This is a genomic window from Pirellulimonas nuda (assembly GCF_007750855.1).
Classification (GTDB): domain Bacteria; phylum Planctomycetota; class Planctomycetia; order Pirellulales; family Lacipirellulaceae; genus Pirellulimonas; species Pirellulimonas nuda.
Window position 1 is genome coordinate 2,894,840 of the sequence record NZ_CP036291.1, and the last position, 21,780, is coordinate 2,916,619.

17 protein-coding genes and 2 pseudogenes are annotated in these 21,780 nt (G+C 63.9%); 14 read left to right on the top strand and 5 right to left on the bottom strand.

Features of this window, described 5'->3' with window-relative positions; translation table 11 throughout:
* Positions 1-81: 81 nt before the first annotated feature.
* Positions 82-294 (bottom strand): transposase, encoded by a 213-nt coding sequence (locus tag Pla175_RS11510; protein WP_197527445.1) that lies wholly within the window; start codon positions 292-294, stop codon positions 82-84.
* A 322-nt stretch (positions 295-616) separates the two neighbouring features.
* On the opposite strand from Pla175_RS11510, the gene Pla175_RS11515 reads away from it, so the two are divergent.
* The 11 genes and pseudogenes from Pla175_RS11515 (at position 617) to Pla175_RS11550 (ending at position 13,735) form a co-directional block, all read left to right on the top strand.
* Positions 617-928, top strand: coding sequence for a transposase (locus tag Pla175_RS11515; RefSeq protein WP_145284523.1), 312 nt, complete (start codon positions 617-619; stop codon positions 926-928).
* Entirely contained in the window at positions 925-1,809 is an 885-nt protein-coding gene (locus Pla175_RS11520; RefSeq protein ID WP_197527446.1) for an IS3 family transposase, read from the top strand. Before Pla175_RS11515 ends, Pla175_RS11520 begins: the two co-directional genes overlap by 4 nt.
* A 120-nt stretch (positions 1,810-1,929) precedes the next feature.
* Complete coding sequence (locus Pla175_RS11525) at positions 1,930-5,373, top strand: glycosyl hydrolase (RefSeq protein WP_145284529.1); 3,444 nt, start codon at positions 1,930-1,932, stop codon at positions 5,371-5,373.
* Between the two features lie 80 nt (positions 5,374-5,453).
* On the top strand, positions 5,454-5,717 hold the full coding sequence (locus Pla175_RS25960; protein ID WP_197527447.1) for a cupin domain-containing protein: 264 nt from the start codon (positions 5,454-5,456) through the stop codon (positions 5,715-5,717).
* Between the two features lie 442 nt (positions 5,718-6,159).
* The gene (gene nifJ, locus Pla175_RS11530) at positions 6,160-9,741 is read left to right on the top strand and encodes a pyruvate:ferredoxin (flavodoxin) oxidoreductase (RefSeq protein ID WP_145284532.1); all 3,582 of its coding nucleotides are present in this window, start codon (positions 6,160-6,162) and stop codon (positions 9,739-9,741) included.
* On the top strand, positions 9,738-10,808 hold the full coding sequence (locus Pla175_RS11535; protein WP_145284535.1) for a dihydroorotate dehydrogenase-like protein: 1,071 nt from the start codon (positions 9,738-9,740) through the stop codon (positions 10,806-10,808). Before nifJ ends, Pla175_RS11535 begins: the two co-directional genes overlap by 4 nt.
* Positions 10,809-11,174: 366 nt before the next feature.
* Positions 11,175-11,342, top strand: coding sequence for a hypothetical protein (locus Pla175_RS25965; RefSeq protein WP_197527448.1), 168 nt, complete (start codon positions 11,175-11,177; stop codon positions 11,340-11,342).
* Between the two features lie 18 nt (positions 11,343-11,360).
* Positions 11,361-11,603: pseudogene (locus tag Pla175_RS27070) on the top strand (cytidylate kinase family protein); the annotation flags it as partial.
* Between the two features lie 360 nt (positions 11,604-11,963).
* Positions 11,964-12,317: pseudogene (locus Pla175_RS27075) on the top strand (PAS domain S-box protein); the annotation flags it as partial.
* Positions 12,318-12,377: 60 nt separating this feature from the next.
* Positions 12,378-13,052: a sensor histidine kinase gene (locus Pla175_RS26515; RefSeq protein ID WP_231954358.1), complete on the top strand. Its 675-nt coding sequence runs from the start codon at positions 12,378-12,380 to the stop codon at positions 13,050-13,052.
* A 422-nt stretch (positions 13,053-13,474) separates the two neighbouring features.
* Complete coding sequence (locus tag Pla175_RS11550; protein ID WP_145284542.1) at positions 13,475-13,735, top strand: BON domain-containing protein; 261 nt, start codon at positions 13,475-13,477, stop codon at positions 13,733-13,735.
* A 172-nt stretch (positions 13,736-13,907) separates the two neighbouring features.
* Here Pla175_RS11550 and Pla175_RS11555 read toward each other — a convergent pair whose 3' ends face one another.
* Positions 13,908-15,281 carry a sigma-54-dependent transcriptional regulator gene (locus tag Pla175_RS11555; RefSeq protein ID WP_145284545.1) on the bottom strand — a complete coding sequence of 458 codons (1,374 nt, stop codon included), beginning with the start codon at positions 15,279-15,281 and terminating at the stop codon, positions 13,908-13,910.
* Between the two features lie 700 nt (positions 15,282-15,981).
* Here Pla175_RS11555 and Pla175_RS11560 point away from each other — a divergent pair.
* A complete protein-coding gene (locus Pla175_RS11560) occupies positions 15,982-16,365 on the top strand; it encodes a hypothetical protein (RefSeq protein ID WP_145284548.1) in 384 nt (127 codons plus the stop codon).
* Here the strand turns inward: Pla175_RS11560 and Pla175_RS11565 are convergent.
* Complete coding sequence (locus tag Pla175_RS11565) at positions 16,362-16,628, bottom strand: DUF2252 family protein (RefSeq protein WP_197527449.1); 267 nt, start codon at positions 16,626-16,628, stop codon at positions 16,362-16,364. The two genes, Pla175_RS11560 and Pla175_RS11565, sit on opposite strands and share 4 nt — an antisense overlap.
* 132 nt (positions 16,629-16,760) lie before the next feature.
* On the opposite strand from Pla175_RS11565, the gene Pla175_RS11570 reads away from it, so the two are divergent.
* Together Pla175_RS11570 and Pla175_RS11575 are read left to right on the top strand one after the other, a co-directional pair.
* Positions 16,761-17,084 (top strand): cupin domain-containing protein, encoded by a 324-nt coding sequence (locus Pla175_RS11570; RefSeq protein ID WP_145284554.1) that lies wholly within the window; start codon positions 16,761-16,763, stop codon positions 17,082-17,084.
* A gap of 123 nt (positions 17,085-17,207) precedes the next feature.
* A complete protein-coding gene (locus Pla175_RS11575; RefSeq protein WP_145284557.1) occupies positions 17,208-18,338 on the top strand; it encodes an ISAs1 family transposase in 1,131 nt (376 codons plus the stop codon).
* On the opposite strand, the gene Pla175_RS11580 is transcribed toward Pla175_RS11575, so the two are convergent.
* Both Pla175_RS11580 and Pla175_RS11585 read right to left on the bottom strand, forming a co-directional pair.
* Positions 18,286-19,740: a sulfatase-like hydrolase/transferase gene (locus Pla175_RS11580; RefSeq protein ID WP_145284559.1), complete on the bottom strand. Its 1,455-nt coding sequence runs from the start codon at positions 19,738-19,740 to the stop codon at positions 18,286-18,288. The two genes, Pla175_RS11575 and Pla175_RS11580, sit on opposite strands and share 53 nt — an antisense overlap.
* Before the next feature lie 53 nt (positions 19,741-19,793).
* A complete protein-coding gene (locus Pla175_RS11585; RefSeq protein ID WP_145284562.1) occupies positions 19,794-21,464 on the bottom strand; it encodes an arylsulfatase in 1,671 nt (556 codons plus the stop codon).
* Positions 21,465-21,780: the final 316 nt, after the last annotated feature.

Here is a 21,780-nt window from a genome sequence, read left to right on the forward strand (position 1 = left end):
CATCAACTCGGCGATCACCTCGTTCTTGTCGGCCAACTTGGCCCGCAGCTGCTCGATCTTCTGCTGCTCGGGCGACTTGCGTCAGGGCTTCGCCTTACGCTCGAACGCCACACCACAGTTCTCGAACAGATGCTTCTGCCAGAGGTAAAACTGCGTCGGCTGGATGCCGTGCTTATCGCACAGCTCCGAGATCGCTACGCCATCCACTAGGTGCGCCTTGACGATCGCACCCTTCTGGGCGCCGGTGAAGTGACGCCGCTCTCGCTTGCCCGAACCCGTTCTCACGCCTCTCATGGAATCTTCCTGCGGTTAGTGTTACGCTAACCACCACGCTGGGAAATTCCAGTTCCGACTGAGGCAGGACAAGAAAGCAACCGGACCCTGGGATTGCCTGGATCTGGTGTCGATTGCAGTATGCTGAGCAGGACGGAGTGGTGGAGTTCCAGAAGAGCAATTTCGATTGCTCCGATGCCGGGATGCTGTATTGGTGGATCACGGGGGCTGGGTCCGGAGGAGAGAAGAAGTCCATGCCAGTTGACCTCAAGCAACTGCGTTAGCCCAGTACATTCGGACAGCGTCGGGGACGGGATAATTTTCCCCACAGGAGGTCCGAGTTATGGACGAGCAGCAGGAAGATGGTCGTCGGCCGCGTAGGTCGTACGATGAGGCGTTCAAGCGGGATGCGGTACGGCTGGTGGCGCAGGAGGGGTACACGTTCAAGGCGGCCGCATCGCTTGGGATGAGCGAGCAGAGCCTGCGTGCTTGGCACGCGAAGCTCGTTCCGGCTCCCGCCCCGTGCGGCGAGAGCGCCTCGGTCAACGAGTTGAAGGCCGAGAATGCCCGGCTCCGCAAGCAGCTCAAGCGGGTTGAGATGGAGCGTGAGATCTTAAAAAAAGCCACGGCATACTTCGCGAAGGAGTCGCTGTGAAGCATGCCTGGATCAAGAAGCACCGCGACTCGTTCCCTGTTGCCGTGATGTGCGAGGTGCTCGACGTATCGAAGTCGGGCTACTATGCCTGGGTCGATCGTCCGCCGAGCCCGCGCACGCAGCGGGGCGAGCGGATCCGCGAATCGGTGCGGCGGGTCCACGCCGACTCGCATGGAATCTACGGCAGTGGCAAGGTCGCCAAGCAGCTGGCCAAGGAAGAAGGACTCGAGCGGGCCTGCCGCAACACGGTGGCGCGGGCGATGCGACAAATGGGGCTGAAAAGCCGTGTCTCGAAGGGGTTTACGCCGACCACTACGCAGGCCGATCCGACCAAGCAGCCCGCACCGAACCTGCTGGACCGCGACTTCGAAGCGACGGCGCCGAATCAGAAATGGGTGACCGACATCACCTACTTGGCAGTCGCCCAGGGCTGGGTCTACCTGGCGGTGGTGCTCGACCTGTTCAGCCGCAAGATCGTCGGCTGGGAGATTAGCGACTCGTTGGCCACGCCGCTGGTGGCGGGGGCGCTGCGACGTGCGATCGAATCGAGACGGCCGATTGGCGCCGACTTGCTACACCACAGCGACCGCGGCTGCCAGTACACCTCCGACGCCTACCAGCAGACGCTGCGGGCGATGGGGATTACCTGCTCGATGAGCCGCACGGGCGAGTGCTACGATAACGCGGTAGCAGAGCGGTTCTTCTGGTCGCTCAAGCACGAGTGGACCAACCATGAGGCGTACGCCACTCAAGAGACGGCCCGTCTGGGCGTGTTCAAGTACATCGAGACGTTTTACAATCGTGAGCGGCTTCATCAGTCGCTTGGCTTCAAGAGTCCCGACCAATTCGAAACCGAGTACGCCCCGGTACTAGCGGCGTAGGGCCCGTCCCCGACGCTGTCCGAAAGTGCTGGGCTAACGCACCATGCGTCGCACTTCTTCCCCGGCTTTGTTCGGCGTTCTCGTCCGGCGACCCCTCCCTGCCCTTCTCCCGGTTCTCATATGACTAAAGTCTTCCCCATTCTGGCCTCGTTCGCGTTTGCGTTGGCGTCAACCGCCCACGCAGAAACCCTGGAAGCGGGTTTCGCGCACCCGCCGCAACAGCGCCGCCCCGAGACCTGGTTTCATTTGATTAGCGGCAACGTGAACAAGGCGGCCCTCACGGTCGACCTCGAGGCCGTCGCGTCCGCCGGGATGCAAGGGATCCAGCTCTTCCACGGGGCGGGCAGCCCTTGGCCGGGGGTCAGCCCGCAGATCGAAACCCTTAGCCCGGCCTGGGACGACATGATCGCGCACGTCGCCAACGAGGCCCGTCGCCTTGGACTCCGGTTCACGATGCAGAACTGCCCCGGTTGGGCCATGTCCGGCGGGCCGTGGATCACGCCGGGCAACGCGATGCGCCATATCATCTGGAGCCGCGAGGTTGTCGAAGGTGGTTCGAGGGTCGCACTCGACCTCGCGATGCCCCAACCCAGTCGAGAAGCGTGGCGCGACTACCGCGACATCGCCGTGCTGGCGTTTCCCACCCCCGCCGACGACGATCGGGAGTGGTTAACGCCGGTGGAGGTCCGCAGCAACCGCAGCGAACTTGCTTGGGCCGACCTGATCCGAGGCAAGCGCCAGTCGTCTGTGAGGGTAGAGCCGGCCGATGAGCCGGCCTGGGTCGAGGTCGCCTTTGCCGAGCCGACGCACCTCCGCTCGATCAGCCTGCCTCCCGTAGAACTGCTGATGGCTCGGAGGAACTTTGACCCGGACTCACGTATTCGCGTCCAGGCGTTGGTTGATTCTCACTGGAAGGACCTGACGACGCGCGAGATCCCGCGCGGCACGTGGCAAGATCGGCAACCGGAGCACCCATTGGTGCTTGCGATCGCCGACACAAGAGCCCTCAAGTTCAGGATCGTGTTTGAGAACAAGCATCCGATCGAGCTGACCGAGCTAAGATTCTCGTCGGCCGCCCGCGTGAACGACTGGCAGGGTCAGGCGGCGTTCGCCCTACGCAGTCAGGATCGCAGCCCGCCCCCTGTGCAGGACACTGCTGCATGGGTCCGGGTAGACTCGATCGTGGACCTCAGCGACCGCCTCGATGCTACCGGGCGCCTGAGCTGGCCGGCGCCTCCGGGCGGGTGGACGGTGCTTCGCTTTGGCCACGTAAACACCGGCGCCAAGAACAAACCGGCGCCACCTGAGGCGACCGGCTTCGAGTGCGACAAGCTCTCGCCGGGCGGCGCCGAGCAGCACTTCGCCGGTTACATCGGGCGGATCAGCGCCAACGGGGGCCCGGCGGACGGCGGTCGGCTCGGCGGGATGCTGATCGATAGCTGGGAGTGCTACACCCAGACCTGGACGCCGGCGATGGAAGCCGAGTTCGCCCGCCGCCGGGGGTACCCTCTTCGCGCGTGGCTCCCGGGGCTCGCGGGGTACGTGCTGGACGACCATCGCACCAGCGAACGCTTCCTGCGCGATTGGCGGAAAACGATCAGCGACCTGCTGGTCGAGAACTACTTTGGCCGGTTGGCCGAGCTGGCGCGCGGGCGTGGGATGATGTTGTCGTTCGAGACGGCCCTGGGCGACGTATCGCCCGGCGACATCCTTCAGTACTTCGGCAAGGCGGACATACCGATGTGCGAGTTTTGGCAGCCCAACGACCCGCATCAGGGTGGGCTCGAGACCAAGCCGGTGTACCCCGCCGCCTCCGCGGCCCACATCTACGGCAAGCCAACGGTCGCGGCCGAAGCGTTCACCAACGTGGGGCACGACTGGGACAACCACTTCTTCGAGTTCAAGCACCTCGCCGACGCGCACTTCGCGCTCGGCATCAATCACTTGGTCTTCCACACCTACACCCACAACCCGCTCGATCGGGTTCCCGGCACTTCGTTTGGAGGCAGGATCGGGTCGCCCTTCATTCGCGGGCAGACCTGGTGGCGCCTCATGCCGCACTTTACGGACTACCTCGCGCGATGCCAGTACATGCTGCAACAGGGCCATCCGGTTGCCGACGTGTTGTGGTGTCTGGGGGATGACGTTGACCACAAGCCTCGTCAGGACAGCCCATTCCCTGCGGGATACAAGTTTGACTACGTCAATCAGGACGTCTTGCTCCATCGGCTCCGCGTGGTCGACGGCGTGGTTCAATCGCCCGAAGGGTTGACGTGGAGGGTCTTGTGGCTGCCTCCGCAGCAGTGCGGTCGGTTGACGGCAGCCACGCTTCGGCGGTTAGAGGAACTGCTGCGCGACGGTGCGGTCGTCGTCGGCGGGCCTCCCGAGCTCGATCCTTCCCTGTCGGAGGGCGGTGATTTCGATACGCTAAGGGCCGCCCTCTGGGGCGACCGGCCGGCGACCGCCGGCGACCGCACCGTCGGCAGCGGGCGGCTGATCTGGGGCGGCGGGTTGGAGGATTCGTTGAGACGGCTTGGCGTCGCGCCCGACGTAACCGGCGCGGGAAACGCGGTCTGGATCCATCGGCGTGTGGGCGACACCGAGATCTACTTTGTTGCTGCCAGCAGGGACTCCATCCTCGATACGAACCTCTGCTTCCGCGCCGTCGGTACGCCCGAGTTTTGGGACCCGCTCACCGGCGCCGTGACTCCGGCCTCGGTCTTCAAGCAGGCCGGCGACAAGACGATTCTCCCCATCCAATTGCCGGCAGCCGGATCGCGTTTTGTCGTGTTCCGCCCGGGGGCGGTAGCGCCCGCGTTCACGAAGGTAGAACGCGACGGACAAGCACTGGTCGAGACGTCAGCGCCCGGCCAGCAGAACAGGACAACTCCGGAGAGGCCCTTCGGCCTGCGACCCGGCCAACCCCTCCAACCCTGGATTGAGCTCCCCTACCCCGAGTTTGAGCTGCTCGATCGCGGCCAGCGTCTGCTCGCCTGGGAGAATGGCGACTACAAGCTCACCCGATCCGATGGTCGATCGTTCTCACACAGGGTTACCGGGGCTCGCTCGATGGGCCTTTCTAACCCCTGGAAACTATCGTTTCCCGGCGGCTGGGATACGCTAGGCGAGGTCGAGCTCCCCCGCCCCGCGCCTTGGTCCGAGCTCGGCGATGCCGCCAGCCGAGCGTTCTCCGGGACCGCAACGTATCGAACCAGCGTCACGCTCGGCCCCCTCTCCCCGGACGCGAGGCTGCTGCTGGACCTCGGCCGCGTCGCCAACGTGGCCGAAGTTAGCGTGAACGGCCGCTACGTGGCCACCTTGTGGGCGCCCCCCTTCCGCGCCGAGATCACTCCCGCGGTGAAAGAGGGGGAAAACCTCATTGAGATCCGGGTGACCAACACCTGGCACAACCGGCTGGTCTACGACGCCTCGTTGCCGGCGGATCGGCGAAGGACATGGACGCTCGACGGCCCCGGCGCTGATTCTCCGACGATTGATGCCGGGCTGCTTGGGCCGGCTACGATCCGTGTGGGGAGCGTTCACGAAAATCGTCCTGGTACGTAAACGTCCGGCGTCCTTTGTTGGACCGCGACTTTCGGACAGCGGCAGGGGCCTTAGGATGGTTTTTCAAGTAGGTCCGAGTTGTGGACGAACACGCGGATCGCCGTCGACGACGGCGGATGTACGACGAGACGTTTAGGCGAGACTCCGTGCTGCCGGTCGCGAGGAATGAAGGGTACACGTTGGAGGCGGCCACGGCGTCGCTGCGGCTGGTGGTCCTGGGAAGGACTGCAAGACTGCAGTTCGAGGATCGAGCGGTAGAGCCGAGACCCGGCGACCACGTGTGCCTCGCCAGCGGCCAACGCGACCGGACCGAGTGGAAGTTGTCTGATGAGCCCAGGGGGTAGCGCGCCATGCGGATGGTGTGAGACCAATCCGAGTCAGCCTCCGCTTGCATGCGGTGGCCCTGGGAACCGACAGCCGACTCCGGTCCAGCTCCTCTGATCCTGGCTGAGCGAGCGTAGCCGGCGCGCCACGTAGGTCAGCTCCAGCGCGGTCGTCGTCAGGCGCTTCTGCGCAGCCGAGACGCTCACTTCCTTCGGCCGCGGCCATCGCTCGACCAGGGGCCTTGCGCGCGAGGCGTGCCCGTGTGCGGATTCGCACAGTCGCGAGCGCGCACCGCACACACCACGTGGCCCGCCGCGGCTTGGCTTCGGCGTTACGTCTGGAGGAATCGATTTTGCTCGGCGGCGCACCATGTGCAGGTAGTTCGGAGGGCGATTCGCTGAGCGGCTCGAACGCTGCAAGGTGGGGCGGTTCCTTCCGTGCTACTCCAATCCCGACAGCTCAATGACAGGTCTCCAAGCGATCGTCGACGGCAACGAAGCCGCGGCGGACGTGGCGTATCGCCTCAACGAGGTCATTGCGATTTACCCCATCACGCCGGCGTCGCCGATGGGCGAGCTGTCCGACGCCTGGGCTAGCCGAGAACGCCAGAACCTTTTTGGGACGGTCCCTCGGGTCATCGAGATGCAGAGCGAGGGTGGAGCCGCCGGCACCCTGCACGGCGCGCTTCAGACCGGCGCGCTTGCGACCACGTTCACGGCGTCGCAGGGCTTGTTGTTGATGATCCCGAATATGTACAAGATCGCCGGAGAGCTCACGCCGGCGGTGGTTCACGTCGCGGCGCGGACACTCGCGACGCACGCGCTGTCCATCTTCGGTGACCACAGCGACGTTATGGCCGCCAGGGCGTCGGGCTGGGCGATGCTGTGCGCCAGCTCGGTGCAAGAAGCCCACGACTTTGCGTTGGTCGCACAAGCCGCCAGCCTGGAGGTCCGCGTCCCCTTCCTGCACTTCTTCGACGGCTTTCGCACCTCGCACGAGGTTAAGCGGATCGCCCGCTTGACTGATGCACAGCTGCTTTCGGTGATCGATCTGGAAGCGGTCGAGGCGCATCGGGGTCGCGCGCTCGACCCGGACCACCCGGTTCTCCGCGGCACCGCTCAGAACCCGGATGTTTTCTTCCAGTCGCGTGAGGCCGCCAATCCCTTCTACGACGCCACGCCGCAGGCGGTCGTATCCGCCATGGACCGGGTGGCGAGGGAGACCGGGCGCCGCTACTACCCGTTTGAGTTTGTGGGCGCGCCCGACTCCGAACAGGTGGTGGTGCTGATGGGCTCGGGGGTGGGCGCCGCCGAAGAGGCCGTTGCACGCCTAAACGAAAGCGATCACCGCGTCGGATTGGTCAAGGTGCGGCTCTATCGGCCCTTCGCCGTCGACGCGTTCATCAACGCATTGCCCGCAACGACCAAGCGGGTTGTGGTTCTCGACCGCACCAAGGAACCGGGGGCCGTGGGCGAGCCCCTCTACCAGGACGTCACGGTTGCGATCGCGGAAGGCTGGCGCGTAGCGTACCCGCAGACCCCACCTCCGGAGGTGATCGGCGGCCGCTACGGCTTGTCGTCCAAGGAGTTCACGCCGGGGATGGCGGCGGCGGCGCTTGCCGAGGCGGATAAGCCCCAGCCAAAGCGGCATTTCACCCTTGGCATCTACGACGATGTCACTCACACGAGCCTCACCTGGAGCGAGTCAGGCTTTGAGGAGTCCGACGACGTGATGCGCGCCGTGTTCTACGGGCTGGGGAGCGACGGCACGGTGGGGGCGAACAAGAACTCAGTCAAGATCATCGGCAAGAATACGGAGAATCACGTCCAGGGGTATTTTGTTTACGACTCGAAGAAGGCCGGCGCCACGACCGTCTCGCACCTACGCGTGAGCCGACGGCCGATCGAGTCGACCTACTTGATCCGTAGCGCGGGCTTTGTCGCCTGCCACTTCTCCGCGCTGCTGGAACGGATCGACGTGCTCGGCACGGCCAAGCCGGGCGCCACCTTCTTGCTCAATTCCCCTTACCCACCTGCCGAGGTCTGGGAACACCTCAACCGTGATGTCCAGCAGGCCATCCTTGATAAGAACCTCAATTTCTTTGTGATCGACGCCAGCGGGATCGCCGCGCAGGTTGGCCTTGGGGGCCGCATCAACACGATCATGCAAACCTGCTTCTTCGCGCTCACGGATATCTTCGACCGGGAATCGTTGCTCCGTCACGTACGCGCCTCGGTTTCGGACGCCTACGCCAACCGGGGCGCGACGGTCCTCGAGCGGAACTTCGCCGCGATCGACGCTGCTTTGACGGCGTTGCATCGGGTCGAACTCCCAACGAACGTCACGGCCACTCGGGGGCGGTTCTTGCCGGTCGATTCCGATGCGCCCGACTTTGTGCGGCGAGTGACGGCCAAGATCATTTCTGGCGAGGGGGACCTGCTGCCGGTGAGCGCGCTCCCGGTGGACGGGGGCTTCCCGGTCGGAACCGCGCGGTTCGAGAAGCGGAGCATCGCCCACGAGATCCCGATCTGGGACGCCGACCTCTGCATCGAGTGTGGTCTGTGCGCCTACGTCTGCCCCCACGCCGCGATCCGGCTGAAGCGGCTCGACGGAGAACTCAACGGGAATGCGCCCCCGTCATTTCGGCAGCGGCACTGCACGCGTGGCGACCTGAAGGGAGAGTGGCTGACGATCCAGGTCGCGCCGGACGACTGCACCGGCTGCGGCGTGTGCGTCGACGTCTGCCCGGCGCGCAGCAAAGAGCAGCCCAAGCACAAGGCGCTCAACATGCGCGACAAGCACGACCACCTCGAACCGGAGCGGTCAAACTTCGACTATTTTCTCACCCTGCCCGAAGCGTCGCGCGAACGTGTAAGCGCGGGGTCCGTGCAGGGATCGCAGTTGCTGCTCCCGCTCTTCGAGTTCTCCGGCGCCTGCGCCGGGTGCGGCGAGACCCCCTACCTGAAGCTGTTGTCACAATTGTTCGGAGACCGGCTGGTGATCGCCAACGCGACGGGCTGTTCCTCGATCTACGGCGCCAATCTCCCCACGACCCCCTGGACCCAAGACGCCAACGGGCGCGGACCCGTCTGGTCGAACTCGCTCTTCGAAGACAACGCAGAGTTTGGGCTGGGGATGCGGCTCGGGATCGACCAGCGGCTGGAGCTTGCCCGCAGGTTGCTCGAGCGGCTGGCCGGCGCCGTAGGGCCTGACTTGGCTACGGCGATCCTCGCCGCGTCGGTCGAAGATGAGACAGAGATCGCCGAGCAGCGGCGGCGGATCGCGTTGCTGCGGCAGAAGCTCGGCGGAGTCGCCTCTGCCGACGCGAAGCGGCTCGCCGGCTTGGCGGACGTGTTCGTGCCCCGGTCGGTATGGATCGTCGGAGGAGACGGCTGGGCTTACGACATTGGGTACGGCGGGCTCGACCATGTGCTTGCATCCGGCGAAGACGTCAACCTGTTGGTGCTCGACACCGGGACCTACTCTAATACGGGGGGACAAGCGTCGAAGGCGACGCCGCGGGCCGCAACGGCGAAGTTCGCTTCCGGCGGCAAAGAGACCCGTAAGAAGGACCTGGGGATGCTCGCCGTAGCCTACGGCAACGTCTACGTTGCCCAGGTTGCGATCGGCGCAAACCCGCAGCAGACCCTGCGGGCGATGCACGAGGCGCAGTCGCACCACGGCCCTTCTCTGGTGATCTGCTACAGCCAGTGCATCGCCCACGGCGTCGACATGCGGACCGGCATGTCGCACCAGAAAGACGCCGTCAAGAGCGGTTTCTGGCCCCTCTACCGCTACGACCCCCGGCACGCGCGCCGTGGCGAGCACCCCCTGAAAGTCGACAGCCACCGTCCCACGGTCAAGTTCCGAGACTTCGCGATGAAAGAAGCCCGGTTCGGGCTGCTAGCGCATGCTTTCCCGGAAAGGGTCGACCACTTGTTTGACCTAGCTCAGAACGACATCGACGACCAGTGGCGTTACTACGAGCAGCTCGGTGTGATCGAGCGTTCGATCGATCTCGAAAGCGAAGGGGACAAGTCATGACTCCCAATCTTACGACCAACTACCTGGGATTTGAGCTCGCGTCGCCGATCCTGGCCTCCGCCTCTCCTATCACTTCGCAACCGGACGTCCTCAAACGCCTCGAAGCTTGTGGGGCCGCCGGCGCGGTGTTGCCCTCCCTGTTCGAAGAACAGGTGGTCCAAGAAGAGATGGCTACCCACTCCGTGCTAGAGCTCTTCACCGACCAGTCCGCTGAGTCGCTCAGCTACCTGCCAAGCTTCTCCAGCTACAACACGGGGCCGGACCGCTACCTGCGACTGGTCGAGGAAGCGAAGCGGGCGGTGTCGATGCCGATTGTCGGGAGCCTGAACGGCGCCACCAGCGGTGGCTGGGTCCGCTACGCCCGGCAGATCGAGGAGGCCGGCGCGGACGCCCTCGAGCTGAACATCTACTTCATCCCCAGTGACCCTTTCGTTACGGGGCGCGACGTAGAGCGGCGGTACGTCAGCCTTGTGAAGGCGGTCCGGGAGTCGATCCGGATCCCGCTCGCGGTCAAGATCGGCCCGCAGTTTTCGTCTCTCCCCAATCTCGCCAGCCAACTAGACGAAGCAGGCGCGGACGCCCTCGTACTGTTCAATCGCTACCTAGAACCTGAGATCGACCTCGAGACGTTGAGCGTCGAACCGCACCTGACGCTCAGCCGATCGAGCGAGCTGCGGCTGTCGATGCGCTGGATCGCCATCCTGTATGGACAGGTAGAGTGCGGGCTCGCCGCCACCAGCGGCGTGCACTCGGGCATTGAAGCGCTCCGCGCCCTGTCGGCCGGCGCCAACGTGGTCATGGTGACTTCCGTGCTGTTGAAGCGGGGCGCCGACTACGTCGCCCAGATGATTCAGGACATGTCGAACTGGCTCTCCGACCACGACTACGCCTCGCTGGACCGGCTGATCGGAAGCATGAGCCGCAAGAACTGCCCGGATCCCTCCGGTTTCGAGCGTGCTAACTACATGAAAGCGCTTGTGTCGTACCTCGATGAGGGGGCTCACAAGAACGTCGCCGACTTGGTTGGCGGCGAACTCTTGGATCAACACGACGGCCCGATGCGTTGATCCGAAGCTCATGACCACTGAGATCCTAACCCCCGGCGGCGACGAGCAAGAGCCCGCCAGCAGGTCCTGCATGCGATTGCGGAGAAGGCCAAGCTTGGCCTTGCCGTGTCTGCGGAACTGAGCGGACTTACAGCAGTCCGAAGGAAGACCTACCAATGACCCATCGCCCAAGCGAGATCGGCGCCGGCCTCGAGAAGGCGTATCAACACTGGCGTGAGCAGGGCGCACTGCTTCTGCAGAAACCGGCTCGCTCAGGGCCCCCGGCGATGACCATCGCGATCAGTCGCGAGCGGGGCGCCGGCGGGGCAACGATCGCAAAGGCGCCTCGCCAAGCGGCTGGGATGGCCGCTCTACGACCATCAGCTTGTGGAGACAATCGCGAACGACGCTGGCGTAAGTTCCGAACTGGCCGCCCGGCTGGACGAGAACTGCCCGAACTGGCAGGAGGAAATGCTCACCAGCTTGGGCTCGACGCGAAGGCTCACGGGAGTCGACTATGTCGTGCGGATGCGAAAGACGCTGCTGGCGCTCTAACGCCACGGCAATTGCGTCCTCCTGGGCCGCTGCGCGGCCCAGGTTCTTCCAGCAAGGCAGTCCGTCCGCGTTCGTCTGGTGGCGCCGCTCGAATACCGCATCCGTCGCGTTGCAGCGCGTCGGGGGATATCAGATATCGGAAGCGGCTTTGGAGGTCGCCGAGGTAGACCTTGCCCGCAACCGGTTAGTTCAGACCTACTTTGGAGAAGACCCGACGGACCCGCACGCGTACGACCTGACCATGGACGCGTCTCGGTTTGAGACGGGCGCCCTCGTCGCGGTGATCGTCTCAGCGATGGACGCGCGGCGGATGCAAATAGAGCAAATCCATCAACCGGTCCAGCCTCCTGCCGCACCGCCTTGAGCGGCTTGCCCAACGGGCGGCCTCAGCGGACAATCACGATGGTAAGGTAATTCCTGCATTGCGTCGCGTCCCACAGACGGGTGGACCGATGTCGCGTCGTGTTCGGGGTTCTTGCGTGCGAATAGTTCGGCGCATTGCGGCCCCCAGTTGAGGATCGCAGCGCCGGCCGCGGACGGATCGGCAGGCTCCACAGCGCGTGCTGCTTCGCCAGCCGTTGAACCCCACTAAGCCTGAGTTTCGACGTGACGCAGCAAGGAGTGACCGGCGCTGAGGTTTCGCAAGACCGCGATGGCGCGAATGAAGCGCGTCTCAAGGCGATTCTCGACACGGCTGTCGACGCGATCATCACGATCGACCATCGCGGCGTCTGCGACTCGGCGAATCTGGCCGCCAGCAGGATGTTTGGCTACGCTACCGACGAGATAGTCGGGCAGAACATCTCGATGCTCATGCCCGCGCCCTTCAGCCGAGAGCACGACGCGTACTTGCAGCACTACCTGCGAACCAGCGAAAAGCGGATCATCGGGCTGGGACGAGAAGTCATCGGTCGACGGCGATGCGGGTCTGAGTTTCCAGCCAATCTTGCAGTAAGCGAGTTCCGGCTGGGAAATCGCCGATTCTTCACAGGCGTTCTGCGCGACCTCACCGAGTCGAAAGAGTACGAGGGCCGCATGGTCCAAGCCGAGAGGCTGGCAGCGGTCGGCCAAGCCGTGACAAGCCTGGCCCACGAGAGCCGCAACCTCCTTCAGACCATCAATATCGCCGCCGAACTGATTCACCTCGATGCCAGCGTGGATCCGAAGATCATCAAGCACGTTGCGTGCATCGAATCGGCGTGCGATGGCCTCAACTCCCTGCTGGAAGAGGTTCGCGAGTACGCGGCGCCGCTACGCATCGACGCAGAAAGACATCCGATCCAGGGCGTGATCGCGGACGCGTGGGGGTCGGTCCTACAGGCTCATCCGGGCCGGCGGGCTGCCCTCTGTCAATCTAGCCCTCTGCCGGAGAAGCCGTCTTACGACCGCTTTCGGATGTTCCAGGTGTTCAGAAACCTGTTTGAAAACTCGCTCGCTGCTTGCGAAGACCCGGTAGAAGTTTCGGTCGTGGTCAAGAAAATCGCCAATGAGCGCCATCCGATTCTATCCATCGTGGTCAGTGACAACGGCCCCGGTCTCGACCCAGAACAACGGCGCCGTGTCTTCGAGCCGTTCTTTACGACCAAGGCCAAGGGAACGGGGCTGGGCATGGCGATTGCTCGCAAGATCATGCAGGCGCATCGGGGGAGTCTTTCCTTGGGCGACGAGGATTGCTCCGGCGCGGAGTTCCGACTAGAGCTCCCTTTGTAGTCCCCCCGCGGCAGGTTCAGAAAAGCAGGCGTCTCGAACGGCGGCTATCCTGGCGGTATCGGAACGGGAGAATCGCGTCGCGACTGGTGGGCCGATTTTCTGGCGCCGCAGCGGCTGCCAGATAGGATTGGCGGCGACGGCACGACCACGCGCGGTTGCTTGGTGTGCTCCTACGCTCAGCGGGCGCCACGTTTTGGCTCACTTGGACTGCTTGGTCCGCGCTAGCGCCGGCCCAAGGATCGCTCCATCCCTGAAACTGGCCGAGAAATCGGCTTGCGCTCACCAGGCCAACAGAGCGCCTGGTTTGCGGTATAGCGGTTGCACCGATAATTCGGGGCGTCTGCCCCGCGGCAGCCTGCTTATCTTACGGAGCCCCAGAGCAGCGGCGTCCCTAGTGCCTCTTGAAGCGGAGTCGACCGACCATGAACACCGTAACCGACAGGCCTGATTGGCCGGCCGCGATCGAATCGGATCAAGCCCGCCGCCACTCCAGCCACTCGGCCCACCTCGCCCTGAGGGCAAGAAAGTACGCCGAACTCAACAGCGTCGAGTGCGAGATCTTTCGCGGTTTCGCCGTCTTGGAGGGAGAGGTTAGCACCTATTACTTGAAGCAGCTTGCCCAAGAAACGGTTCTTCACATCGACGGCGTGGCGTCGGTTTCTAATCGGCTGCTCGTCACTTGATTGACGTCTTTGTGGCCCCTCTTCCATGGGGCGCCGCTCGATCGGCTAGGTCTTGATTCGCGCGGCTTGGCGGCGTGTTGTAAGATAGACCGGCCCGCGGGCCGACGCGGGGCGCCCCGCAGCTCTTCGAGATGCCCCGCGCTGCTGCCCCAGATTCTGGTTGGACTGGCTGCTAGCTGCCCAGTTCGCTCGGAAGAATCTGGTACTTGCCGATAAGGCGGTACAGACTGCGGCGATTCACGCCCAACACTTCTGCAGCGCGGGCCTTGTTGCCGAGATTCTCGCGCATTGCCTGGACGATCCGGGCTCGAGTGAGCGTGGCCAAGTCGATGTCGGAGTCGTAGACCAAGTGGCCTCGGTGAGGGCCTACGCCGAGCACTTCGGGGGGAAGGTTCGCTTTGCACAGCAACTCATTGTCGGCCAAGATCCTCATCCGCTCAATCGCGTTGATAAGTTGCCTTACGTTGCCCGGCCAATGATACTTCTCGATCGCCTGGAGGCACTCGGGCTCGAACTCCCAGCCCTCTCCGCAAAAATGCTCCGCCAAGATCCGCACATCCGCGCCCCGTTCCCGTAGAGGTGGCGCCTGAATCGTCATCATATTGATCCGGTAGTACAGGTCTTCCCGAAACCGCTTCTCTTGGACTTCGAACGTGATGTCTCGATTGGTCGCCGCGATGAGCCGGACGTCCACGCGGCGTTCCTTGAGGGAGCCGACGCGTCGCAGGGACCCGTCCTCAAGCACCCTCAAGAGCTTGGGCTGGAGCGCGGCAGAAAGCTCTCCGATCTCATCAATGAAGAGAGACCCGCCGTCGGCCGCCTCGAAGAGCCCCGGCTTCGACGCGGAAGCCCCGGTGAAGGCGCCTTTCTCGTGCCCGAAGAGCTCGCTTTCCAGCAGCAGCTCCGGCATGGCCGCGCAGTTGATCACCACCATCGGTTTATCGGCGCGGGGGCTTGCCTCGTGGAGAGCGCGAGCGATGAGCTCTTTCCCCGCGCCGCTCTCGCCCTGAATCAAGATCGGTTTGTCGCTGGGGCCGGCGCGCTCAATCAACCGGAACACCTCGCGGATCGCCGGCGAATCGCCGATCATGTGGTGCTGCGACACGCTGCGGCGGAGCAGGTCGGAGAGTTGCCGGTTCTCTTTCCGGATACGCCCCGTCTCGACCGCCTTGTGAACGACGCCTTCAAGCTGTTTCAGCCGAATCGGCTTGGTAAGAAAATCGCAGGCCCCGAGCTTCATCGCCTCGACCGCCGTTTCAATCGAGCCCTCCCCCGTCAGCAAGACAACTTCGGTGTCGACGTGCTCGTCGCGCATCCTGCCGAGCAGGTCCATGCCGGACATCCCGGGCATCACCACATCAAGGATCGCCACGCCGAAGGCGCGGCTCTCCAACTGACGGAGCGCCTCTTGCGCGTCGGCGGCTTGCGCCACCGCGTGTCCGCGGCGAGTGAAGTAGCTGGCGAGCCCTTCACGGAGCTCTTCATCGTCGTCGACGATGAGCATGTCTAGGTTGCGGCCAATCGTTGATCGGTTCACGGTAGGCATAGAAACAAATCGCCTGATAGTCGCCCAGCGGCGGTTGGGCCCAGCCTGCTCGGCCAGCACTCAACGACTGCGCGTGTCGGTAGCCGGCGACGCTGCTTTGCGCGACGGTCCAGTGCGTCCGCCGCTCGGCGAGCCCGAACAAGTCGGTTGGTCGAGGAGAAGAGAGTTGTCGCCGGCTTCATGAGATTATACCCAGCGGAAGCCGTACGTCGATTCGGCAGAGAGTCGGCCGCACGAGCGTCGGGCGGAGGGCATCGACCACGGGGCAGCTTGTGCGGATACGCACACATCTTGAAACGCCGGGCTAGACGGACACCCCCCATCAAGGTTGATCCCCAAAAGGTCGCCGCCGTTCGCCGCACTACCGCGGGGGGGATCGGCGACAAGAAGGGGCCCCTGCGTACCGTGTTGCTAGCCACGGTGAGCCCCGGCTTAGGCACGCGATTCGCGGGGTAGATAGGCCTATTCTCAATTCCGTTCGGCAACTGCTTCGGAACCCGGCCGTTGCGGTTTGGAGGGCCGCCGTCTGGTCGGAGACCCACCGAGCAGGGGCGCGACGTGGGCTCTTCCTTGGAGCAGCCGGGAGCGGGCCTGGCGCGGTCCCCGGCATTCGATCAGTACCCATGGAGCCAAAGTTATGTCAGTCGGCGCTGCGTTGAGCGAGCGGGTAGCCGGTCGAGAAGCCAGGTACCGAGACCTGTTGGACGCTTCGGACAGCCTCAGCTCGGTGCTGGCCGATCCCACGACGTCGAGGATCGTGATCGAGGACGCGGTCGGCCGCTTCTGCGATCTTGCGGACCAGCGCTATTCTCTTGACGAGTGGGGTTGTTTGGAGCGGGACATGGTCGGTCGAACGCCGCACCTTCGTCCCCAGTTTAAGGCGATCGCCAAGCGTCAGGGCGAATTCCTGGAGAAGGTCGCCAAGTTGAGATTGTTGGCCCGATCTGGGTTGGAAGTTGGTTCGTGGTGGCGCTGCATCAGCTCTTCCTACGATGCTATCGCCCAGAACCTGCGGCGGCTCCGTCGTTCCGAGGCAACGTTGCTTCGAGAGGCACTCCAGGACCGCGCCGGTCCCGCGCACTAGCGGGCGGCAAGCCCTCGACATTCCGGCACGCGTAGGCCGCCGTACGGTTCTCCCCGGTGCTCCGCAAGCACAGGATGGCCGTGCTCGGACTGGTTGACGTATGCTACGGCGAAGTCGGCGATGGCGCCGTCAAACCAGTCGTTAACCCCTGGATAGCTGGTGAGTTGCGTCGGCCCGCCCGAACGCGTGTGAGCATGCGCCAGCATCCAGCCGCATCGGCCGCGGTGCTCATGCATCGCGCTCAGAGCACCGATTTGGAGCATCCGCATTTTCTTGAGAGCGGCTTGACGAGCAGTTGGGCTGTTCCTACGAGCGAACGCGGCGCATGTTTGGGGCCCGGGCGCCGTAGCCATATCAGGTCAGCATCCACCAACGGTTCGATTCGATCAAAAACCATGCTCGCCAACCTCTTCGCCGACCTGCCCCAAGAGATTGCGGCAGAGCTTTTCACGACGATTGTGGACACGCCCAAGCTCCGCATCGAGCGGATCGTCTCCCTGGGGCAGGCGTCGCCAGAGGGCTTCTGGTACGAGCAACCGCAACACGAGTGGGTGGTCCTGCTGCGAGGGGCGGCGAGGCTGCGGTTTGAGGACCGCACGCTTGAGCTGCGACCGGGCGACCACGTGAACTTGCTCAGCGGCCAGCGCCACCGGATCGAATGGACGTCGCCCGACGAGCCCACGGTGTGGCTGGCGGTGCACTACGGGAGCGTCGAGTAACCGAGCTCCGGGTCAGGGCGATTGCGCCACGCTGGGTAGTCTGCGAGACTTACGGCGAGTCGAACATGATTTCGTTGGGAGCGCCGCTTGCGTCATGTTTGCGTTCTTGCCGGAGGGATTGTTGTGGCCGAGGTTTCCGAGGCAGGGATCGCGAGGCATTTCGAGGGGCTAACCGATCCGCGTCGGCGTGAGCCGATCTACCCGTTGGTGAACGTTGTGGTGATGGCGTTGTGCGCGGTCCTAAGCGGGGCGGACGACTTCGTGTCGATCGCCGCGTGGTCGAGGGAGAAGAGAGGGTGGCTGGCGAAGTTCTTGGACCTGTCGGCGGGCGTGCCTTCGCACGACCGCTTCAACGCGGTCTTCGCGGCCCTCAACCCGGCCGAGTTCGAGAAGTGCTTCTTGAGCTGGGTCACCGCGCTGCATGAGGTCACCGACGGCCAGGTGATCGCGATCGATGGTAAGACGCTGCGGCGCAGCTTCGACGCAGCGAGCAGCAAGGCGGCGATCCACATGGTGAGCGCCTGGGCGACCGCCAATCATATCGCCCTGGGGCAGGTCGTCACCGACGCCAAGAGCAACGAGATCACAGCCATCCCAAGGCTGCTTGAGATGCTGGAAATCAAGGGGTGTTTGGTGACCATCGACGCGATGGGGTGTCAACGGGAGATCGCCGAGCGGATCGTCGAAGGGGGCGGCGACTACGTGCTGGCGACCAAGGGGAACCAGCCGAACTTGTGCGAAGCGATCGATGCGTTCTTCACCGCGCAACTGGAAGACGACTGCCGGAACGTGGCGTGCCGACGGCACGAGTCGCACGAGAAGGGGCACGGCCGCGAGGAAGACCGTTACTACTACCTGACGAAGCTGCCGGAGGGGTTTCCCGAGCGTGAGAAGTGGCGTGGGCTCAAGGCGATCGGCATGGCGGTCCGCATCACCACCCATAGCGACGGCGCACAGACATTCGACACGCGCTACTACATCACTAGCCGCTACATGAGCGGCAAGAGGTTCGCCGAGGCGGTGCGCGGCCACTGGGGGATCGAGAACTCACTCCACTGGCAGCTCGACGTGACGTTCGGCGAAGACCAATGCCGCGTCCGCAAGGGACACGCCGACGCCAACTTCAGCCTGCTGCGCAGAACGACGCTGAGCCTGCTCAAGAACAACACCTCCCGAAAGCTCGGCGTAAAGAACAAACGCCTCACCGCGGCATGGTGCGATCAGTACCGACTCGAAGTGCTCTGCGGGGCATGAGTTGACGTGCAATCGCCCTGGGTGGGGCGTCGTTCATACAGAGCTGCCTGAGCAGCTCGTACGGCAGGGGCTGAGCCTCCTTCTGCAGGACCGTGTCGTCGTGCAGGTTGATGGCGTACTGGGGACCGGGGCTTCCATACTCGCCGTTGCCGCTGCCGACGAACAGCGTCTGCTCGACCGGGCCCCCGACGGTCTCTTGGATCAGATTGCGGATGTAGTAGTAGCGGCCGTCGCATACGGCGCGTGCCATGGTTGTGGAGCCGTTGCCCGGGGCCGACATAAAGCTGTTGTTGGTTTCGGTCATGACCGTGCGGCGGCCGGCCACCCGGTCCGCCTGGCCGCCTAGGATCGGCCACAGCGATCTCCCCTGACAGGCCGCGGTCGGTTCGATCCCCAACGCTTCCAGAAAAGTCGGGTTGAAGTCCATCTGCGAGATCGGGGCAGAAATCACCCGCCCCCCTTCCACGTCGGGGCCGCGAACAAAACAGGGGACCTGCGTCCCCGCCGGGTAGACGCTGGTCTTGCCTCGCTGAACGGGGATGCCGTGATCGCCCGTGAACACCACGAGCGTGCGGTCGGCCTCTCCGCTGGCCTCGAGCCGGTCCAACATGCTACCGACAAACGCGTCGATGTTGCGTACGTTGGAGTAATACTGGGCGACATCGATCCGCGCCGCCGGGGTATCGGGGAGCCATGGGAGCATGCCGATCGCCGCGGGATCGACGTCGTTGGGGGCCGAATTGCGGTCTTTGGGGTTGACCAGCTTGTGCTGGATCGACTTCCAGAACGGGGCGTGGGTGTCCCCCGGGTTGCACCAGAACAGCCACGGTTTGTCCCCGGCCGCCGCGATCACCTCGTCGATGTCAGCCGCGTCGACAAACACGTCGTACGGAAAGTTGCGGGCCGGTTGGACGTGCAGCTTGCCGGAGAGGGCGCAGTACACGCCGTTCCTTTTGAGGAGCTGGATGAGGGTTGGCAGGTCTTCGTGCATGCCCCCTACGCCGGTGTTCGAGGGGTCGTTCTCGGGCGTGAGGGGCGACGCAAGGGGGATCCAGTTGTCCGGGCCCCCCCGCGAGCCGTGCCGGTTGAACACGTTCCGCCAAATGCCGTTTGCGTGCGGCAGCATCCCGCTGTAGATAGCGCTTTTGCTGGGTGAGCAGACGCTCTGCCCACAGAAGGCGTGTGTGAAGTTGACCCCCTCGCGGGCGAGCGCGTCTAGGTGGGGGGTCTGGAGCCCGGCGATCTTGGCGGCGGGCTCGCGGGCGGCTCGCTCGCTCGTGTAGTAACCAAGGTCCTCAACGTAAATGAATAGCACGTTCATGCGCCGGTCTTCGGCCGTCGCCAGCTGAACCTGGCCGAGGCAGGTGACCAGCACTGTAAGCGCGCTTGCAAGGCGGTTCATCGATGCGTTCCATTTTCGTGGGAGCAGGTGGCGTTCTCGGGCTCAAAACGAAGTTATCGACCGCGAGCTGGTTCTCTGAGCTGCACACCGACCGATCGCTTCTTGGCCCGCGCCAACGAAGCGGGTTCGTCCGAGACCTTCTCGCGCGCTCCAGGCCCGATCCTGCCCACGGCGTTGTAGATCGGTGCATACTTCGGCTCGCGCTCGCCCGGCTTGAGCCGCAGCCGCACGTCGGGCCGCTGGGCGTAGGCCTTCTGTAGCGCAAGCATCTCATTTAGTCGTGTGGGATTGGAAGCGGCCAAGTCGTGGGTTTCGCTGCGGTCGTCGGTCAAATCATAGAGTTGCCACGGCTGGTCGTAGGCGGTTACCATCCGCCAGCCGCCGTCGACGATCGCCATGTTGTTGAACAGCGAGAAGTAGAGCGGCTTAGGGGCGAGTCGCTCTCCCGCGGTCAGCACTTGCGCGAACGAGCGGCCCGGCAGTGGCGGATGCTCTTTGCCGCGAAAGTCGCGTGGGTACCGGGCGCCGGCGAGCTCGATCAACGTCGGGAGGACATCGGTGATGTGCAGCGGCTGATCCTCGAACGCCGCTCTTGGCTCAATGGCGCTCGGCCAGCTCGCAATGAAGGGTGTCGTCACACCGCCACTGTGCTGCGTCCGCTTGTAGTACTTCAGTGGGGTGTTCGATGCGTGCGCCCAACCGACGCCGGTATTCCAGGTTGTGTTGGGCGTGCCGAACTCGCCGCGGCGAACTCGGTCGTTCGGGCTGGCGCCGTTGTCGTTCATAAAGATGACGAGCGTGTTGTCGGCGACGCCCAGTTCATTCAACGTATGCGTCAGCCTGCCAACGCCCTGGTCAACGCAGTCGACCATTGCGGCGTAGGTCGCCATGCGGAGGTCTTCGAAATCGCGTGATTTCACGTCGAGCGAGTTCCAGGCCGGGATGTTCGCCGGTCGGTCGGGGAAGTTCCAACCAGGCCCCGCCAGCCCGAGTGCTTGCTGCTTGGCAAAGCGCGCTTTGCGGATCTCGTCCCAACCCGACAGGTATTTCCCGCGGTACTTAGCGACCTGGTCTGCGGGCGCCTGGATCGGCGAGTGGGGCGCGTTGTAGGCCAGGTAGAGGAAGAACGGCTGGTCCGGGTGTGCGGCGTGCTCTTGGCGGATGAACTTGTCTGCGTAGTCGGTCAGCGCGGTGGTGACGTAGAAGTCCTCCTTGGGCACGGGCCAGGGACGGCCGTCGAGAGTGAAAGAATCATCGCCCAGAAAGAAGTTCGTGCCTCCCCCCATAAAGCCAAAATGACGGTCGAATCCGCGTTCGAACGGCACGCCTGCGCAGTGCCATTTGCCGACCATCATCGTTCGGTAGCCCGCGGTCTGGAGGACCTCGCCGAAGTTGGGGCTGTCTTTCCTGACCGCGACGTTGGGGTAGTAGGTCCAGAACTGGTGCCCCGTGGTGAGCGCCGCGCGGCTCGGCTCGCATTTGCCACAGTTGTAGAACTGTGAGAACTTGAGTCCGCCGCGAGCCAAAGCGTCGATACTCGGCGTTTCAATCTCTCCGCCGTAGCAGCCGACGTCTGAGAACCCCATGTCGTCCGTGATGATCAGCACGACGTTGGGACGGGGCGCCTCGGCCGCCAAAGCAATACGCCCGGCAAAACCAAGTCCAAACAACAGGAGGGCGGCAAGGATACAGAGTCTGGCGTGCATCGACTGAATTGCTTCCATGGAGGCCCCTACTGGTAAACACCGATCATCGGCGCCAATTCGCCGTGCGGTTGCTCCGAGAGATCTTGGTTACCACGCCATCGGTTTCGAGAGAAGCGATATGCGTCAATTCCGAATCGACGATGAGACCGATCCGCATAACTGGTAGGTTAACGATGCCCGCAGAGACGTTCAATGGAAAGTTTGCCAAGAGCTGGGGCGCCACACTTCTACAGGGCAACCTCCGCCGCCTGCTCAGTGAATCGGCGCATCCAGGAGTGGACGCAGCCGGGCGTGTTCGGCAATGCGTGTCGCGGCGCGATATTGAAACGCTAGA

Excerpts from the sequence above, each read along its gene's own strand:
- Pla175_RS11585 (WP_145284562.1), bottom strand. The coding sequence starts at position 21,464 with ATGGAAGCAATTCAGTCGATGCACGCCAGACTCTGTATCCTTGCCGCC.
- Pla175_RS11580 (WP_145284559.1), bottom strand. The coding sequence starts at position 19,740 with ATGAACCGCCTTGCAAGCGCGCTTACAGTGCTGGTCACCTGCCTCGGC.
- Pla175_RS26515 (WP_231954358.1), top strand. The coding sequence starts at position 12,378 with ATGGTCCAAGCCGAGAGGCTGGCAGCGGTCGGCCAAGCCGTGACAAGC.
- Pla175_RS11555 (WP_145284545.1), bottom strand. The coding sequence starts at position 15,281 with ATGCCTACCGTGAACCGATCAACGATTGGCCGCAACCTAGACATGCTC.
- Pla175_RS11550 (WP_145284542.1), top strand. The coding sequence starts at position 13,475 with ATGAACACCGTAACCGACAGGCCTGATTGGCCGGCCGCGATCGAATCG.
- Pla175_RS11510 (WP_197527445.1), bottom strand. The coding sequence starts at position 294 with ATGAGAGGCGTGAGAACGGGTTCGGGCAAGCGAGAGCGGCGTCACTTC.
- Pla175_RS11570 (WP_145284554.1), top strand. The coding sequence starts at position 16,761 with ATGCTCGCCAACCTCTTCGCCGACCTGCCCCAAGAGATTGCGGCAGAG.
- Pla175_RS11515 (WP_145284523.1), top strand. The coding sequence starts at position 617 with ATGGACGAGCAGCAGGAAGATGGTCGTCGGCCGCGTAGGTCGTACGAT.
- Pla175_RS11525 (WP_145284529.1), top strand. The coding sequence starts at position 1,930 with ATGACTAAAGTCTTCCCCATTCTGGCCTCGTTCGCGTTTGCGTTGGCG.
- nifJ (WP_145284532.1), top strand. The coding sequence starts at position 6,160 with ATGACAGGTCTCCAAGCGATCGTCGACGGCAACGAAGCCGCGGCGGAC.
- Pla175_RS11565 (WP_197527449.1), bottom strand. The coding sequence starts at position 16,628 with ATGCTCCAAATCGGTGCTCTGAGCGCGATGCATGAGCACCGCGGCCGA.
- Pla175_RS11535 (WP_145284535.1), top strand. The coding sequence starts at position 9,738 with ATGACTCCCAATCTTACGACCAACTACCTGGGATTTGAGCTCGCGTCG.